The following is a 13393-nucleotide window of genomic DNA, read 5'->3' on the forward strand; positions in this document are numbered from 1 at the left end:
GGCGTAGGTCGGGCGGCGGGTCAGTTGTGGGCGTGCAGGGCCGCGTTCAAGCCGCCCCAGGAGCCGGTGCGCTGGAGGACCTCGACCTTGCCGGTGGTGGAGTTGCGGCGGAAGAGGAGGTTGTCGGCGCCGGACAGCTCGACCGCCTTGACGATCTCGCCGTCGGGGAGGGTGACCCGGGTGCCGGCGGTGACGTAGAGGCCCGCCTCCACCACGCAGTCGTCGCCCAGCGCGATGCCGAGCCCGGACTCCGCGCCGAGCAGGCAGCGCTCGCCGACCGAGACGCGCTGGGTGCCGCCGCCGGACAGGGTGCCCATGATCGACGCGCCGCCGCCGATGTCGGAGCCGTCGCCGATCACGACGCCCTGCGAGATGCGGCCCTCGACCATGGAGGTGCCCAGCGTCCCGGCGTTGAAGTTGCAGAAGCCCTCGTGCATGACGGTGGTGCCCGAAGCGAGGTGCGCGCCGAGCCGGACCCGCCCGGCGTCCGCGATGCGCACGCCCGCGGGCGCCACGTAGTCGGTCATCCGCGGGAACTTGTCCACGCCGAACACCGACAGGTGCGTGCCCTCCGCGCGCGCCGCGAGCCGGGTCTGCTCCAGATGCGCCACCGGCACCGGCCCGAGCGAGGTCCAGGCGACGTTGGCGAGCAGCCCGAAGACGCCCTCGAGGTTCAGCTCGTTCGGCCGGACCAGGCAGTGGCTGAGCAGGTGCAGCCGGAGGTAGACGTCATGGGTGTCCAGCGGCTTGTCGTCGAGCGAGCCGATCACCGTACGGACCGCGACGACCCGCACGCCCCGGCGCGGGTCGGGGCCCAGGGCCTTCGGCGCGGCCGTGCCCAGCAGCTCGGCGGCGCGCTCCTCGCTCAGGTGCTCGGTGCCCGAGGGCCCGGGCTGCCCGGCCAGTTCCGGAGCGGGGTACCAGGTGTCAAGGACGGTGCCGTCGTCGGCGACGGTGGCGAGGCCGGCGGCCGCGGCACCAGGGCGGATGTCAGTCATGCCCCTCAAGCTAGCCGGTCCCCGCGGGGCGGGGCGAACCCGCTCGCGGCGACGGACCGAGCGGTTCGGGAACCGGCCGGCCGCCGGGGGCGGAACCCATAACGTTTCAGGCCCGCCTCCCCGTCCTCCCATCAGGCCCGGCCCGGGCACGAGGGCGCGGACGCGCACCGGCCGTACCGGCCCACGCCGAAGCCGACCGGAAGCCGACCGTGAACAGCCGTTCCGCCCGCATACGACCGGTACCTTCGCCGCGCCCCGGCCGAAAACCGGTCCCCGCACGACGGTTGCCGCACCGGTGAGCCGTGGATAGCGTGTCCACCGGTCAGAGCTGAAACATTTCAATCCCCGCTGCGCCGAAGGCGGTTGCCGAGCGTGTCCGAGACCGCCGGCGCCACGCCGGCGCTTCGACAAGGAGCGAGCCATGTCGCACAGCACGGAACCGGGTCCAGGGCCGAAGCGGCGGAACGTCCTTCGGGCGGGGGCCGCCTCGGTGGTCGCCGCGGCGGCGCTGCGCGGGATACCGGCCCCGGCCGCGGCGCCCGCCCCGGCCGCCGCGCCGGCTCCCGAGGGCACCGCGCCCCTCGCGGCGGCATCCGGCGCGCGCCCCGCCCCGAGCGGGCGGTGGGACGCCTTCAACCTCTCCCCCGCCGGCCGCACCCTCATCCCCGTCGCCGTGTACGCCACCACGGGCAGCGTCAGCGGCGCCGGCGGTCTGCTGCGCAAGCGCGGTGCCGCCGCCCGGCTGCGCGGCGCGGGCGCGTCGGTCACCCTCGACTTCGGCAAGGAGGTCGGCGGCTACGTCACCCTCGCCGTGGGCGCCGGCACCGACGCGGGCCAGCAACTCGGCCTGACCTACAGCGAGTTGTCGACGTACGTCAGTACCGCGTCGAGCGACGGCTCCAACGGCGGCAGCAACGACGAGCCCCCGGTGGTCTATCCGGCCGCGCCGTCCGGCCGGATCAGCACCGCGACCGACATGCCCGTCGCCGGCACCGACGCGACCGACCCGGCGAGCCAGCTGCGCGGCGGCTTCCGCTACCTGACGGTCGTCAACCAGTCCGGCGGCACCGTCGAACTCACCGGCGTCCAGGTGGAGATCACCTTCGCGCCCAATGCGGCGGACCTGCGCGCCTACCCCAACTACTTCTCCTGCGACGACGACCTGCTGACCCGCGTGTGGTACGCGGGCGCCTACACGGTGCAGACCAACATCGTGGCCAACGACCAGGGCCGGGTCTGGGGACCGCCCGCCGTCGGCTGGAACAACGGCGCGCGGATCGGCGAGGCCGGGCAGACCGTGCTCGTGGACGGCGCCAAGCGCGACCGCACCGTGTGGCCCGGCGACCTCGGCATCTCGGTGCTCACCGACTACGTCTCCCTCGGCGACATGCGCACGGTCCGCGACTCCCTCCAGACGCTCTACAACCACCAGGCCGACAGCGGCGCCCTCCCCTACGCGGGCCCGGCCGTCGACTTCATCGGCAACTCCGACGCCTACCACCTGTGGACGCTGATCGGCACCGCCGCCTACCTCCAGTACACCGGTGACACCGCGTGGACCACCGGGATCTACCCCCGGTACAAGGCCGCGCTGGACTACATCACCGGCAAGATCGACAGCGACGGGCTGCTGGACGTCACGGCCGCCGCCGACTGGGCGCGCACCGACTCCGACGGCAAGAACATCGAGGCCAACGCCATCATGTACCGGGCGCTGGCCACCGCCGGTCCGCTCGCCCGCGCCGCGGGCGACACCGCGACCGCCGAGGACAGCGCCGCCCGCGCCGCCGCGCTCAAGTCCGCGGTGGAGGCGGCCGGTTACTGGGACGGCGGCGCCGGGCTCTACCGCGACAAGCCGGGCTCCGCCCTCCACCCGCAGGACGGGAACGCGCTGGCGGTGTGGTTCGGCCTGGTGCCGGACGCGGACCGGGCGGCCGCGGTGAGCACCGCGCTCGGCGCGCGCTGGACGCCGGTCGGGGCGCTCAGCCCGGAGAAGAGCGCCGAGGCGGTCCACCCGTTCCCCGGCGGCATGGAGGTGCACGCGCACTTCGCGGCGGGCCGCGCCGCCACCGCGCTGGACCTGATCCGCCGCGAGTGGGGCTACATGCTCGACGCGCCCCAGGGCACGGCCAGTACGTTCTGGGAGGGCTACCGCACCGACGGCAGCTCGGACTACTCCGGCTCCTACATGAGCGCCGCGCACGGCTGGTCGACCGGCCCGACCTCGGCGCTGACGTTCTGGCTGCTGGGCATCGCGCCCGCCGCGGACGGTTCGGCCGCCGGCTACCGGATCGCCCCGCACCCGGGCGGACTCGGCCGCGCGGAAGGGCAGTTGACCACCCCTGCCGGGGTGATCGCGGTGTCCTGGCACGACCGCGGCCACGGCGTCTTCGACCTCACCGTCTCCGCCCCGCGCCGCGCGGTCGCGGAGGTCGCCGTCCCCGTACCGGCCACCGGCGGGTACACCGTCAGGGTCGACGGCGCCACCGCGTGGGCCGACGGCCGGGCGCACGCCCACGCCGCCCGGGCGGAGGACGGCCGGGTCGTCCTCACCGGACTGCCCGCCGGCACCCGCGAGATCACCGTCCGCCCCGCCTGACCTCCTGCCGCGGCGCGCCCGTCACGGCGCGCCTTGCGGTCGGACGAAGTCGCGGGTCAGCGCGATCATCGCCCGGGCGGCGCCGCTGGGCGCCCGGTCGGTGGGGACGGCCAGCGACAGCGGCCAGCGCAGGTCCACCCCGGTGACGGTGAGCCGCGCCAGGCCCTCAGCGCGGCCGAGCACGAACCGCGGCAGGAAGGCGATGCCCAGGCCCTGGCGGACGTACGCCGCGCCGGTCGCGATGTCGGGGATCTCGATGGCGACCGTGCGCGGCACCGCGGCGGCGGTGAAGGCGGCGTCGGTGACGCTGCGGGTGCCGAAGCCGAGCGGCGAGTCGATGAAGTCCAGGCCGGCCAGTTCGGTGACGGCCACGCTGCCGCGGCCGGCCAGCGGGTGGTCGGCCGGCACCACCAGGTCCAGCACCGAGGAGGCCAGCCCGGTCAGTTCCACGTCGGCCGGGCGCGCGCCCGGCAGCGCCACGAAGGCCAGGTCGAGACGCCGCTCCCGCAGGGCGTCGACCAGCCCCCTCGACCCGGAGGTGGCGGCGCTGATCTGCAACAGCACCCCGGGGTGCCGGCGGTGGTACTCACCCAGCAGCGTCGGGAGGTCGATGAGCTCCACCGAGGTCATGGTGCCCAGCCGCAGGGTGCCGCGCAGCCCGCCGTGCACCTCGGCCACCGCGTCGGCGGCGTCGCGGGCGGAGTCCAGCACCACCCGGGCCCGGGGCAGCAGGGCCGCCCCGGCGTCGGTGAGCAGCACCCGCTTGGAGTTGCGGTCCAAAAGCTGCGCGCCCAGCTCGCGCTCCAGCGTCTTGATCGACGCCGAGACCGCGGACTGCACCACGTGCAGGCGCGCCGCCGCCCGCGTGTAGTTGCCCTCCTCGACGACCGCCACGAAGTACTCCAGCTGCCGCAGATCCATGGGCGCAACCATCTCTTCATTTGATCGTCGGTGTCAATAACTTTCGTTTGACGTGATGATCGGTGCGGACGGAATCTGGGGGTGCTTCCTTCCCCATCCAGAACGGACGCGCCGCCATGACCTCGCCGCTCCTCGGACGCACCCCGCGCACCGCCCTCGCGCCCGCCGACCCCGTCCTCCCTGCGGCCACCCACCGCCGCCGCCACGGCGCCGGGTTCTGGCTGATCGCGTTCGCGTTCCTCACCGGGATGGCGTTCTCCGCCCTGCCCACCCCGCTCTACCCCCTGTACGCGGCCCGCGACGGGTTCTCGACCTTCACAGTGACGGTCGTCTACGGCACGTTCGCCGTGGGCGTCGTGATCAGCCTGGTGCTGGCCGGGCACCTCTCGGACCGGGTCGGCCGCAAGAAGATCCTGCTGCCCGCGCTGGGCCTGGAGACCGCGGCCGCGCTGCTGTTCCTGTCCGGCTCGTCGCTGCCGCTGCTGCTGGCCGGGCGGCTGGTCACCGGGCTCGGTGTCGGCATGCTCACCGCCACGGCCACCGCGCACCTGCACGACCTGCACACCGCGCACCGCCCGGGCGCGTCGGGCCAGCGCTTCGAACTGGTCTCGACGGCCGCCAACATCGGCGGTCTCGGGGTCGGCCCGCTGGTGGGCGGCATCCTGGCGCAGTACGTGGGCGCGCCGCTGCGGGTGCCCTTCCTGGTCTTCGCCGTCCTCCTCGCGCTCAGCGCGGTCGGCGTCGCCCTCACCCCGGAGACCGTCGAGGCACAGCCGGTCCGTCCCGCCTACCGGCCGCAGCGGATCAGCGCCGACCACGGCGACCGGCCCTCCTACATCGCCGCGGCCGCCGCCGGGTTCGCCTCCTTCGCGGTCTTCGGCCTGTTCACCTCCATCGCGGCCAGCTTCGTCGCGGGCACGCTGCACCACCCCTCCCGGCTGCTGGCCGGGGCGATCGTGTTCGCCGTGTTCGGTGCCGCGGCCGTCGCGCAGACCCTCGCCGGTCCGCTGAGCACCGCCGCCAAGCGCCGCCTCGGCCTGGCCGCCGAGGCCGTCGGCCTAGTGGTGCTGCTGACCGGGATGCGCACCGCGAGCCTGCCGGGCTTCCTGGCCGGCGGCATCCTGTCCGGCATCGGCGCCGGTGTGCTCTTCAAGGCCGCGGTCGGGGCCGTCGCCGCCGCGGCCGCACCCGCCGAGCGCAGCGAGGCCCTGGCCGGGCTGTTCCTCATCTCCTACGTCGGGCTCAGCGTGCCCGCCCTCGGCGTCGGTGTCGCGACCCTCGACGTCAGCACCACCACGGCGATGACCTGGTTCACCGCGGTCCTGCTGCTCATGCTCGCCGCGGTGGCGCTGCTCGGCCGCCGCGCAGCGACCGGCGCCCCCGCCCGGCGGTGACACCCCCCGCGGGCGGGCCTTCCGGCGCCGCCCGCGTTCGGCGGTGTCCAGGGAACCGGGGCCGGTCGGTGGGTCGGTTCAGTGGGCCGGGTCCGGCGGGGTGTCCCAGGAAGCGGCGTCGGCGGGGGACGCGCCGAGCACCGCGCAGCGCAGCCAGTGCTCGCCCGGTGCCAGCCGGACGGTGAGGGTGGGCAGCGCGGTACGCCGGGCCAGCAGGTTGGTGCCGGGGAGCACATTCAGGACCTCACCCGTACGGGCGGCGCCGTTGCCGATGTCGCGCAGTCCGCTGAGGTCGCCGGCCGCGGAGACCGCGAGCGCGCTGCCCGGCGCGCCCTCGGACCGGGCCGGGCCGCCGTCGCGGTCGACGGCGAAGCCGCCCTCTGCGGTCAGCAGCGGCCGGGCGGTGCGGATGCGGTGGGTCCGCAGGTGCCAGGGCGCCGCCGCGGTCAGCCAGGTGGTGATCTCGACGTCGGGCCAGGGGTGCCAGGTGCTGCGCACGGTGCCGTCGGGCGTGGTGTGCGGGTCCTCGCTCACCTCGCGGACCCGGAAGTGCACGGGCTCCTCCTGCGGGCCGTCGTCGCTGACCGCGAGCACCGAGTCGTACGCGCCGTGCAGCAGGCCGCTCTCCCCGGCGGGGACGCTGAAGCCGAAGCGGGTGGAGTAGGCGAACTTGGCGTACTTCGCGACGCCGGCCCGTGCCCACCTGCCGTGCTGGAGCCCGCTGAGCGCGGTCACGTCGCCGCCGGAGCGCATCAGGACGACCCCGGCGTGCGGCTGCACGGACACGGTGCGGCCGGCCGGCTCCGGTACGGCGGAGGGCAGTTCGGCGACGGGTGCTTCGGGGTCGGGTGCTTCGGGGTCGGGCGTTTCCGTGGCGGGCCGTGCGGCCGGGTGCGGCTCCTCCTCCGCGGCCCAGAACGCGTGCCCGGCCGGCAGTGCCAGCGGCAGGAACGCCTTCATCGCCCAGTACGGCGACCCGGGCCCGTTGTACTGCTCGGCCATCAGCGGCTGCGGGTAGCCGTACCCGATCGACAGCACCCCGTCGGGCGCGATCTGCTCGTGCCGGGCCCGCCACCACCGCAGGTGCCGCAGCAGCAGGCCCCGTACCTCGCCGTAGGGCAGCGCGTCCACCCCGGCGTAGGGCAGCGCGCCCCAGAACGCGCCCTGCGCGAAGCGGTAGGTGAGGCTGCGGCCGAAGGGCAGCGCGGCGCCGTCGTCGGCGAACCAGTGCCGGAAGTCCGCGGCGAAGAGGGCCGCGCGCTCCCGGAAGCGCTCGGCCCTGGCCGGGTCCTCCGCCCCGGCGAGCGCCGCGTAGACCAGGCCGTAGAAGTGCATGGCCCAGGGGACGTAGTAGTCGCGCTGGGGGGTGTCGCCGTCGGCGTACCAGCCGTCGCCGAGGTCGTACGACTCCAGGGTGTCCAGCCGGGTGCGGCGCGCGTCGCGGTCGTGGGCGAAGCCGACCCGGTCCAGGCCGAGGCCGACCATGACCGGGAAGAAGTTCCAGTTGTTCGGCGGGGTGGAGCGGTGCAGGGAGGCGGCCAGCCAGCGGCCGACCCGGTCGCGTGCCTTGCCGTCGAGCGGGTCCCAGAAGCGCTCGGGGGCCAGCGCGAGGGCGAAGCCGATCGCGGCGGTCTCCACCTGGCGCTGGTCGAAGTGGCCGATGTCGCCCCAGTACTCGGGGTGTTCGGGGTCCGTGCCGGCGGCCAGCCCGCTGGCCCACAGCTCCCAGTGCGCGAAGTCGCCGCCGCCCGCGGCCAGCGGGGCCAGCCCCCACAGCGGCCGGGCGTACCCCTCCAGGTCCGCGGCCGCGTCGTCGTGGTGCGTGAGGTTGAGCCCCGGCCTGATCCGCGCCCCGTGCGGGCTCGCGTACGGCACGAGCGCCGCGGCCATCTCCCCGACGTACGCCTGAAGGTCCGCGCGAGCCCGCGCGCCGCCGCCGATCCCGGTGTTCATCGGGTCATGCCTCCCCGGAGAGTGAAGTTGCGATAATTTTCGCAACTGCGGTCGGCGCGCGTCAACGCCCGCGGCAGGCGGCCGCAGCGAGCGGGAGAGGGAACGGGCCGGTGGGAGGCCGGAGTTGCGCCGGGGCGCCTATCCTGCGTACTTCCACAGCTGCGCGGAGTTCCCGGCGTTGCACCCCGCCACCTTCGCCGAGCTGGCGGTGTCCAGCTCCACGCACTGGGAGTAGGTGGTGCTCTCCAGCGTGCTGCCGCCGGACACGGTGCTGCCGATCCGCCACACCTGGCCGGACTTCGAGCCGCACGTGTCCATGTTGGTCCAGCCGCTCTGCATGAAGGCGGTGAGGCAGGCGCCGCTGCCCTTGTTGACCACCTCGAAGGTGCTGCCCGAGACGGGCTTGAAGGTCCACTCGGCGTAGGCGTTCGACGAGGAGCAGGCGCCGCTCTTCGCGTAGGTGCTGGGGGCGCCGCTGCTGGTGTCCTGGACGAGGCAGGTGCCGTCGGACGCCTCCTTGACGCGGTACGTGCCCGCCGAGCCGATCTTGGTGCCCCCGCTCCCCCCGCTGGAGCCACCGGACGAGCCTCCGGAGGACGAACCGCCGGACGAGCCTCCGGACGACGAGCCGCCCGACGAGGACGAACCGCCGGAGGACGAACCGCCGTTGGAACCCCCGGAGGACGAACCGCCGCTCCCGCCCGACGAGCCGGACCCCGACCCCGATCCCCCCTTCGTGCCGCCCGAGCCCGACGCCTTGCCCTTGCCGGAGGAGTGCGTCGAGGGCGACCCGGACGGCGAGCGGCGGGGCGTCGTGGACGACGGCGAGGCGGAGGCGGACGTGGAGCCGGAGGTCAGGACGACCGAGGGCGGGTCGGACGACTTCCCGTCGGTGCTGGAGAAGACGTGCGGCAGCAGGCTGACGGCCGTCATGCCGCCCGCCGCAAGGACGATGGGCACCGCCAGCAGCAGCGTGCGCGAACGCCGCTTTTCCGGCGCGGACTTGGCTGCCGCCTCCGGGGAACGGCTGCCGACCGGCGCGACTTCGGCGGCAGGCGGTTCCCCGGCCGCGCCGCCCGCTCCGGCGGCGGCCACCGCACCGGCCGCACCCGCCGCGGCCCCCGCGTTCTCCGCACGCTCCGCGCTCTCCGCACCCGCGGACTTCAGGTCCACCGTGGCGGCGGTCAGTTCGTCGGGCGCGGGCACGTCCGCGGCGAACGCGGCCCGCCGCTCCAGCAGTTCGGCGATGGCCGCCGGCCAGGCCGGACCGGCGTCCTCCGGGCCCCGAGCGCAGCGCTCCAGCAGGTCCGCCGCGGACGGCCGGGTGGCCGGGGACTTGTCGAGGCAGTCGGCGACGATGCCGGCCAGGTCCGGATCGACCTCGCGCAGCGCGTCGAAGTCCGGTTCGTTGTGCACGATGCGGTAGAGCACCTCGAGGCCGGAGCCCCTGCCGAACGGCGTCTCGCCGGTGCCCGCGAAGTACAGCAGGCTGCCCAGCGCGAACACGTCCGCCGCGCCGGTCAACCCGCCCTTGCCCGCCGCCTGTTCAGGGGACATGTACTCGGGGGTGCCGATCACCATCCCGGTCCGCGTCAGCCGGCTCTGGTCGGCCGCGCGCGCGATACCGAAGTCGATCAGGAACAGCCCGTCGGCCGTGACCATCACGTTCGACGGCTTCACGTCCCGGTGCAGCATGTCCAGCGCGTGCAACGTCTTGAGCCGGGCGGCCAGTTCACGCAGCAGGTACCACAACGCCTCCCGGGGCAGCGGCCCTTCGTGCAGCCGTACCGCCTCCGTCAGCGTCAGGCCGGGGATGTAGGCGGTGGCGAACCACGGCGGGTTCTCGGTGCGCCCGGTCTCCAGCAGCGGCACGCTCACGCCCTCGGGCAGCCGCGCCAGGTTGTCCAGTTCGTGCCGGAAGTGCCGCAGGAAGTCCGCGTCCTGGGCCAGCACCGGCAGCACCCGCTTCACCGCGGCGTACCGCCCCTCCGCCACCCCCAGGTACACCCGGCCCATCCCGCCCACACCGAGCAGGCCCACCAGCGGGTACGGCCCGATCCGCCGCGGGTCCTCCGACGTCAGCGGAGCCGCACCGCTCCCGCCGAGATCCACGCCGCGCGGCTCACCCGTCCCCCCTTGCGCACCCATGCGCGCACGGTATCCGAGTCCGCCCGGCCCCCGCCATCAGCGCACCGCCGCCCACCGGGCTTGTGACGACACCCGCACAAACCCCGCACCGTCCCCGCCGCCACCGGCAACCTTCGCCTGCCACCGCGCACCCCCTAGGCATACCGACCGGTCGGTACTACCCTCACCGCAACCTCGGCCGCGACCCGCGACCCGCGACCCGCGGTCCATGCCGTGCCGTCCGCGACGCGCGACGCCCCGTGCGCCCTGCGCCACGCCCCGACATGCCCCGCCCCGCCCTGACGCACCGCCCGCACCGCCCGCCCCGCCCGCGCGTGCCCCGGTTCCAGCACCCCAGGAGGAGACGTATGTCCGCCACCCCGACCTCGTTCGACGCCGGCAGACCCGGCGCGCCGGGCGCGCCCGGCGCGCTCGCCCGGCTCTACCGGCGCGACCTGCCCGGCTACCCGCCCACGGCCCGCCGGCTCGGCTGCCTGGCGATCGTGGTGCTCACCACGGTCGTGCTCTACTACATGCTCTACGTGCAGTACGCCGTGGCCACCTCGATCATCACGCACTTCGGGATGACCTACCGCTACTTCGTGTGGGTCTCGGTGGTCGGCAACGCCGTCGGCGCGTTCGCGTCGCTGCTCGCCGGGCTCGCCGACCGCTGGGGCCGGGCGAACATGGTGGTCTACGGGCTGCTGGCCGCCTCGGCGCTGGTGTTCTTCGGGCTGCCGCACGCGGGCGGCAAGACCGCCTACCTGCTGCTCTTCGCGCTGGTCAGCCTGGTCGAGGGCGTCGTCCTGGTGGCCACGCCCGCGCTGATCAGGGACTTCTCCCCGCAGTTGGGGCGGGCGACGGCGATGGGGTCCTGGACGATGGGCCCGGTGGTCGGCAGCCTCGTGGTCACCATGGTCACCAGCCACACGCTGGACAGCTCGAGTTGGCAGGACGAGCTGCGCTACTCGGCGATCGCGGGCTTCGCGGTGTTCGCGGTCGCGCTGGTGGCCCTGCGCGAACTGGCCCCCGCCGTCCGGGACCAGGTGATGGTCAGCCTGCGGGACCGCGCGCTGGTGGAGGCGCGCGCGAAGGGCGTCGCACCGGCGGCCCGGCGCGGCGAGTGGCGGCGCGTGCTGCGGCCGGACGTCGCGGGCTCGGCGCTGGCCATCGCGCTGTTCCTGCTGCTGTACTACGCGGCCGTCGGCAACTTCGTGGTCTACTTCGCGACCACCTTCGGCTACGGCGAGCAGCGCGCCAACGCGCTGGCGAACTGGTACTGGGCGGCGAACGCGATCGCGCTGGTCGCCGTCGGGCTGCTGTCGGACCGGCTGCGGGTCCGCAAGCCGTTCATGGTGGCCGGCGCGCTCGGGTCGATCGTGTGCACCGCGCTCTTCGCCACCCGCGCCACCCACCCGGACACCGGATACTCCACCTTCGCCTGGCTGTTCGTGGGCATCGGCGTGTTCAGCGGCATCGCGTACGGGCCGTGGATGGCGGGCTTCACCGAGACCGTCGAGAAGCGCGACCCGGCGGCGACCGCGGCCGGCCTCGCGGTGTGGGGCTGGACGGTCCGGGTCGTGGTGGCGGTCTCCACGGCCTTCATCCCGGTGCTGGTCACGTCGGTGACGCCGCTGGTCGAGCACGGCCCGCAGGTCAGCGCGGCCTCCCGGTCCGCCGCGCCCGCGCTGGCGATCGTGCAGCGGCACCCGCGGCTCTTCGCCGAACTCGGCAGGTACCCCGCGGGCAAGGCGCCCGCGGCGCTGACCGCCCAAGCCGTCCAGGAGGTCGGACCGGCGGATCTGGCCGTGGTGGCGCGGGCGAAACCGCAGCTCGCGGTGCTCGACGCCTACGGCGCCCGGGTGAAGAAGGCGTCCGCCGACGGCCCCGGTCAGTGGCGCGACTGGTGGTGGATCTGCGTCGGCGGGCAGGTGCTGTTCCTGCCGTTCGTGTTCGTGATGACCGGGCGGTGGCGCCCGAAGCGGGCCCGCGAGGACGCCGAGGCGCACGAGCGGGCCGTGGCCCGGGAGTTGGCGGCGCTGGCGGCGGAACGGAGCTGAGTCGGCGGCCGCGGTGGGCCCGCACGCCCGCCGCGGCCCGGCGCCGGTCCGGCCCTGCGGACACCGTCCGCCGCCGCGGACACCGTCCGTCACCGGTGAACGGCCTTGCGTACGCGGCCTGGTGGGCCCCGCCGCAGGCTCGGGCGCGGCGGCCCGTTCCGATCGGCGGAACCGGGCGTTCCGCCGGTGAACGGGGCTACAGTTGATGATCATGGCCGAACGTCCGTTTGAAGCAATCGGATTGAGCGCGCCCGCGGACCGGGTCTATCCGCTGCTGGTGGCGACCAGGGGGATGGCGGTCGCCGAACTGGCCCGGCAGGCCGGGCTGTCGGCGGAGGCCGCGCGGGCCGCGTGCGGGGAGCTGGCGGTCCGCGGGCTGGCCCGGCTGGACCCGGACGGCCGCTGGTACCCGCGGCCGCCGCACGAGGGGCTGCTGCCGCTGCTGACCCGCGCGCAGGAGCAACTGCTGCGCGGCCGGGAGCTGTTCGACCGACTCACGGTGGAGTACCAGCAGGTGCACGAGGGCCACCACCGGGTGGAGGAGGCGGTCCAGGCCGTGCAGGGCGCCGAGGCGGTCCGCACCCGGCTGGACGCCGTACTGCGCGGCGCCCGGGCGGAGTTGCTGGTCTTCGCACCCGGCGGCGCGCAGCCGCCCGAGGTGGAGCCGCACGGGCGGCCGGGCCCAGCGGCGGGCCCGGCGGCGGGCCGGGCGCACTGGGCCGGCGGGGCGGGCTTCTTCCGCGCGGTCGGCTCCGGCGTCCCCGCCGTGCGGCGCCAGGTCGTCGTGGAGCGCGCGGTCGTGGCGCGGCAGCCGGACGGCGCGCCGGACGCGCTCGACGGGCTGCCGCCGGACGCGGAGGTCCGCGCCGCCGACCGGCTGCCGGTCCCGATGTGCCTCGCCGACCGCTCGGTGGCGCTGGTGCCGCTCGGGGCGGGCGCCGCGCCCGCCGAGCCGGTGATGCTGGTGGTCGGCGCGAGCGGGCTGCTCGACGCGCTGGTGGCGCTCTTCGAGGGCGTCTGGTCCGGTGCGGTGCCGCTCGCTCGGCCCGGCTCCGAGGGCGGCGGTCTCCAGCAGCGCATCCTCGCGATGCTCGTCATGGGCAGCACCGACGCGGCGATGGCCCGCTCGCTGGGCGTGGCGATCCGCACGGTGCAGCGGCGGATCGCGGCGATGCAGCGCGCCGCGGGCGTCGACAACCGCATCCAACTGGTCTGGCACGCGGCCCGCAACGGCTGGCTGGACTGAGCCGCGGCACCCGCCGGCACCGTAAGCGGAACCCGCGCTCCCGCGCTCGCGCCGCCCCCGCGCCCCGATCCGGCCGGAACTCGCCCGCGCATCCC

8 protein-coding genes are annotated in these 13393 nt (G+C 75.2%); 4 read left to right on the forward strand and 4 right to left on the reverse strand.

The features are described 5' to 3' along the window. Positions 1–20: 20 nt before the first annotated feature. Positions 21–998, reverse strand: a complete 978-nt coding sequence (gene dapD, locus AC3EVP_RS13370) for a 2,3,4,5-tetrahydropyridine-2,6-dicarboxylate N-succinyltransferase (RefSeq protein WP_435129645.1) — start codon at positions 996–998, stop codon at positions 21–23. Positions 999–1419: 421 nt separating this feature from the next. Between dapD and AC3EVP_RS13375 the strand changes: the two genes are divergently transcribed. After that, complete coding sequence (locus AC3EVP_RS13375) at positions 1420–3597, forward strand: alpha-L-rhamnosidase-related protein (protein ID WP_435129648.1); 2178 nt, start codon at positions 1420–1422, stop codon at positions 3595–3597. A gap of 21 nt (positions 3598–3618) precedes the next feature. Here the strand turns inward: AC3EVP_RS13375 and AC3EVP_RS13380 are convergent, their stop codons facing one another. Beyond that, positions 3619–4518, reverse strand: coding sequence for a LysR family transcriptional regulator (locus AC3EVP_RS13380; RefSeq protein ID WP_435129651.1), 900 nt, complete (start codon positions 4516–4518; stop codon positions 3619–3621). A gap of 116 nt (positions 4519–4634) precedes the next feature. Here AC3EVP_RS13380 and AC3EVP_RS13385 point away from each other — a divergent pair, with 116 nt between their 5' ends. Continuing rightward, positions 4635–5912: an MFS transporter gene (locus AC3EVP_RS13385; RefSeq protein WP_435129654.1), complete on the forward strand. Its 1278-nt coding sequence runs from the start codon at positions 4635–4637 to the stop codon at positions 5910–5912. A 78-nt stretch (positions 5913–5990) separates the two neighbouring features. Here the strand turns inward: AC3EVP_RS13385 and AC3EVP_RS13390 are convergent, their stop codons facing one another. Further along, positions 5991–7865: a DUF2264 domain-containing protein gene (locus AC3EVP_RS13390; protein ID WP_435129657.1), complete on the reverse strand. Its 1875-nt coding sequence runs from the start codon at positions 7863–7865 to the stop codon at positions 5991–5993. Positions 7866–8003: 138 nt separating this feature from the next. Then, entirely contained in the window at positions 8004–10013 is a 2010-nt protein-coding gene (locus AC3EVP_RS13395; protein ID WP_435129660.1) for a protein kinase domain-containing protein, read from the reverse strand. A gap of 347 nt (positions 10014–10360) precedes the next feature. On the opposite strand from AC3EVP_RS13395, the gene AC3EVP_RS13400 reads away from it, so the two are divergent. Further along, complete coding sequence (locus AC3EVP_RS13400) at positions 10361–12052, forward strand: MFS transporter (protein ID WP_435129663.1); 1692 nt, start codon at positions 10361–10363, stop codon at positions 12050–12052. A 211-nt stretch (positions 12053–12263) separates the two neighbouring features. Beyond that, complete coding sequence (locus AC3EVP_RS13405) at positions 12264–13298, forward strand: hypothetical protein (protein ID WP_488179799.1); 1035 nt, start codon at positions 12264–12266, stop codon at positions 13296–13298. The last annotated feature ends 95 nt before the right edge of the window (positions 13299–13393 follow it).

Source organism: Actinacidiphila sp. bgisy144 (genome assembly GCF_057708105.1).